Origin of the sequence: Herbaspirillum sp. B65 (assembly GCF_000333555.1) — a bacterium.
Classification (GTDB): Bacteria; Pseudomonadota; Gammaproteobacteria; order Burkholderiales; family Burkholderiaceae_D; genus Herbaspirillum; species Herbaspirillum rubrisubalbicans.
Window position 1 is genome coordinate 1 of the sequence record NZ_BADI01000038.1, and the last position, 4,270, is coordinate 4,270.

The 4,270-nt window shown below is 64.4% G+C and carries 3 protein-coding genes and 1 pseudogene; 1 reads left to right on the plus strand and 3 read right to left on the minus strand.

What is annotated here, in order from left to right; genetic code table 11:
* The first annotated feature begins 79 nt into the window (after nt 1–79).
* Nucleotides 80–742, plus strand: coding sequence for a DUF799 domain-containing protein (locus I5W_RS00785; RefSeq protein ID WP_017453896.1), 663 nt, complete (start codon nt 80–82; stop codon nt 740–742).
* 83 nt (nt 743–825) lie between these two features.
* On the opposite strand, the gene I5W_RS00790 is transcribed toward I5W_RS00785, so the two are convergent.
* The 3 genes and pseudogenes from I5W_RS00790 to I5W_RS29225 all read right to left on the minus strand — a co-directional run.
* Nucleotides 826–2,163 carry a sigma-54-dependent transcriptional regulator gene (locus I5W_RS00790; RefSeq protein WP_044527827.1) on the minus strand — a complete coding sequence of 446 codons (1,338 nt, stop codon included), beginning with the start codon at nt 2,161–2,163 and terminating at the stop codon, nt 826–828.
* Nucleotides 2,163–3,971, minus strand: coding sequence for a sensor histidine kinase (locus I5W_RS00795; protein WP_044527828.1), 1,809 nt, complete (start codon nt 3,969–3,971; stop codon nt 2,163–2,165). Before I5W_RS00795 ends, I5W_RS00790 begins: the two co-directional genes overlap by 1 nt.
* Nucleotides 3,972–4,078: 107 nt before the next feature.
* A pseudogene (locus I5W_RS29225) lies at nt 4,079–4,270 on the minus strand (hypothetical protein); the annotation flags it as partial.

Genomic DNA, 4,270 nt, shown 5'->3' on the forward strand with positions numbered 1-4,270 from the left:
CAGACCGAAAGGCCCTGTTCCCGGAATCGGCACCGTATATGGATTTCCTGATGCGCAACTACAAGAAGGGATTGAGCAAATGAGCTTGAGCAAATTCAAGGCGCTGGGCGCCCTGCTGCTGGTACTGCTGGCCTCCGGCTGCGCCACCCAGAAAAAATCGTATGACTATGCCGAGTACAAGGCCGCGCGTCCGGCCTCGATCCTGGTACTGCCGCCGATGAACAGTTCTTCCGAAGTGATCGCACCCTATGGCATGTTGGCGCAAGCCACGCTGCCGCTGGCCGAATCGGGTTACTACGTGATCCCGGTGTCGCTGGCCGCCGAGACCTTCAAGCAGAACGGCCTGGCCAACGCTGCCGACATCCACGAGGTGCCGGTCAAGAAGCTGCACGAGATCTTCGGCGCCGATGCGGCGCTGTACATCAACATCACCGACTATGGCACCTCCTACAAGGTGGTGCAGAGCGACACGGTGGTGGCCGCAGAAGCCAAGCTGATCGACCTGCGCTCGGGCAAGACGCTGTGGCAGGGCTCGGCCAGCGCCTCCAGTGCCGAACAGCGGCAGAGCCAGAGCAATGGCTTGCTGGGCGTGCTGATCTCGGCGGTGGTCAACCAGATCATCAGTACCACCACCGACGCCAGCTACAAGATGGCAGCCGTCACCAGCAATCGTCTGCTGCGTGCCGGTGGCAACAATGGCCTGCTGTACGGCCCGCGTTCGCCGCAATACCAGAAGGACTGAGCCGACAGTCCGGCAGCAAGACCATGACGTGATGCAAAACAGAACGCCGCTGCGGGCAAGCCTCGCAGCGGCGTTTTTTCGTCTCAGGTGCCTGCCAGTTGGTACTTGCGGATCTTGTCGTAGAGCGTCTTCCTGGGAATCCCCAGCCGCTCGGCCGCCAGCGCCACGCTACCCTCGCTATCCTTGAGGGCAGCGGCAATCAGTCCCGCCTCGAATTGCTCCACCTGCTCCGGCAGCGGCAAGGCCGGCTGCGCCCCGACGGGCAAGCCAGTGCCAGCCATCTGCTCCACCCCCAGCACCCAGCGGTCGGCGAAGTTGCGCAATTCGCGCACGTTGCCGGGCCACTCGCGTTGCTGCCATTGCTGCATCTGCGCCGCCGTCCAGGGCGGTACCTCGCGCCGGTAGCGCACTGCGGCGGCCTGGCAGAAATACGCCAGCAACAAGGGAATGTCACTGCTGCGCTGGTGCAGCGCCGGCAGGTCGATGGCGACCACGCCGATGCGGTAATACAGGTCTTCCCGGAACTGCCCCTGGCCCGAAAGCTTCAACAGGTCAGCCTTGCTGGCGGCCACCACGCGGCAATCGATGGCCACCGATTCATTACCGCCCAGCCGCTCCAGCCGGCGCTCCTGCAGCACCCGCAAGAGCTTGACCTGCAAGGCCAGCGGCATACTCTCGATTTCATCCAGGAACAGCGTGCCGCCGTGCGCATATTCCAGCTTGCCGATGCGGCGTTTCTGGGCGCCGGTGAAGGCGCCGGCTTCATGGCCGAAGATTTCACTTTCGAACACCGTCTCCGGCAGCGCCCCGCAATTCAAGGCCACGAACGGCCCTTTGCGGCCACTGGCGGCGTGCAATTGGCGCGCCACCACTTCCTTGCCGCTGCCGGTCTGGCCATTGATGAGGACATCGACATCGGTCGGCCCCAGGCTACGGATGAGGGTGCGCACGCGCTCGATGGGCGGTGACTGGCCCACCAGCGGTGGCAGCTCCGGGTCTTGTGCCCAGGCTTCGCGCAGGCGGCGGTTTTCCAGTACCAGGCTGCGCTTTTCCTGGGCGCGCAAGGCGATCTCGAGCAGGCTGTCGGAGCCGAAGGGCTTTTCCACGAAATCGTAGGCGCCGGCGCGCATGGCCTCCACCGCCATGCCGACGTCGCCATGGCCGGTGACCACGATCACCGGCAAGTCGGCATCGATGGCCACCACATGGGCCAGCACCTGCAAACCCGACCAGCCAGGCAAGCGCACATCGGTCACCAGCACGCCCGGAAAATCCCGGGTCAACAGCGGCAAGGCCTCTTCTGCACTGGCGCAGGCGGTCACCGTGAACCCTTCCAGTTCCAATGCCTGGGCGGTGGCGCGGCGCACCGCCTGTTCATCTTCGATCAGGATGGCGCTGGGGGCAGCGGCGGGTGTATCCATCAATTCTCCGTCTTCAACAGCGGCAGGCGCACCACGAATTCGGCGCCTCCTTGTTCATGATTATGCGCGCTCAACTGACCATTCATGGCTTGCACGATGGAGGAGGAAATCGCCAGCCCCAACCCTAGCCCCTTGCTGGACGACTTGGTTGTAAAGAAGGGTTCGAACAGGTGCGGCGCCACTTCGTCGGCAATGCCGGGGCCCGAGTCGCGGATGCTCACCAGCGCCTGCTGGCGGAGCGGATCGGCTTGCAGCAACACGCAGATGCACTTGCGCGGCGCCTCTTCCACCGCATCCAGGGCATTGCGCAAGAGGTTGATGAGCACCTGCTCGGTGCGCACGGCGTCACCCATGACCAGCACGGCCGGCTCGCCCTCGATGCGCACTTGCACGCCCTGCTTCTGAAAGTCGCTGGACAGCAGCAGCACCGAGGCCTCGATGGACTGGCGCAGGTCGACCGCGGCCACCGCCTCGCCACTCTTGCGGGCAAAGCCCTTCAACTGGCCGATGATCTTGCCCATGCTGGCGCTGGCGTGGCTGATGTGTTCCAGGTTCTCGGCCACCTGCACCGTCTGGCCACGCGCCAGGAACTTGAGCGAATTGTCGGCAAAGGCGCGGATGGCCGCCAGCGGCTGGTTCAGTTCATGCGTCACGCCGGCTGCCATCTGGCCCAGCATGGCCAGCTTGCCGGCCTGCACCAGCTCGTTCTGGGTGGTGCGCAGCAGGCTTTCGGTCTGCTGCAACTTGGCATACTTGGCGGCGATGGCCTGGTTGGCGGCGGTCAGTTCTTCGGTGCGCTGGGCGATTTTCTGGTCCAGCTCCTGGGCGGCGCGGCGCAGTGCATCGCGCGAGGCCAGCCGCTCCTGCAGGCGACGCCGGTGCTGGTACCAGGCCAACAGCGAAATGGCCAGCGCCAGCATGAACAAGGCCGCCGCCAGCGCCCACAGCAGGGCCGTGCGCTGCATCTGCGCCTGCGAGGGAAACAGCATCAATTGCCAGCCCAGCCGCCCCACTGGCCGCGAGACGTGCGTCCCGAAGCCACGCTGCAAGGCCGCAGGCAAGGCCGACACCGGGGTGATGGGCAGGTCCGCATATTGATGGGTGCCCTCCAGCTCACGCTGCACCGGCGCGCTCAGGGCTTGCAGGCTGTGGTACTTCCACTCGGGACGATTGCTCAGGAACACCACGCCGCCGGCATCGGTGAGCGTGATCGGATCGCTGCTGCTGCGCCAGGTGTGTTCGAACTCGGCCAGATCGACCTTGACCACCATCACGCCGATGGGCAAGTCGCCCTCGGCCTGGTCCTGACGGCGGTAGATCGGCTGGGCGATGAAATAGCCCGGTTCGCTGGAGATATTGCCGATGCCATAGAAACGCCCGGCCCGGCCCTGGATCGCCTCGCGGAAATAAGGCCGGAAACCGAAATCGCGGCCAACGAAACTGAATTCATCATCCCAGTTGCTGGAAGCCAGCGTCAGTCCGTGGCGATTGAGCATGAAGATATTGACCGCCCGCGATTGCTGCTGGATGGTCTTGAAGGCGCGATTGAGGCGGTCCACCGCCAGCGCATCCTCAGGATGCTGCAAGACCTGGCGCACATCGGACTGGAAGCCCAGTGCGAAAGGCAGGGCTTCATACTTCTGCAGGCTCGATTCCAGGTCCAATGCGGCGATCTGCAATTGCGCCGCACCCTGGGCCTGCTGGTCGACCTCGGCCCGGCCCAGGGCCAGGCGATAGGTGAGGCCGCACACCAGCAAGGTGGTGGCAACCAATACCGTCAGGATCAGCAGATTACGTCGGACTCTCATGCATTCTTGGGAATCAAAGCAACGCGGCGCCCCGCAGGGCGCCGCGCAGAAGGCATCATGATAACGCGAGCGGCAAGGCCGGCGCGTCCTGTTGCCACAGCACCGGATCAAGCGGGCTTGTGCAGCTTGCCGCCCTCCAGCTCGTCGTGGGCCTCATCGGGGTTCATGGCGACATCGCCCTTGAGGTGACCATCACGCTGCGGGTCGGGCATCCGCAGGCTGATGATCAGTGCCACCAGGCACAGGGCGCTCACGTACCAGTAGAAGCCGATTCCACCCCGACCGACTTTCACGACAGC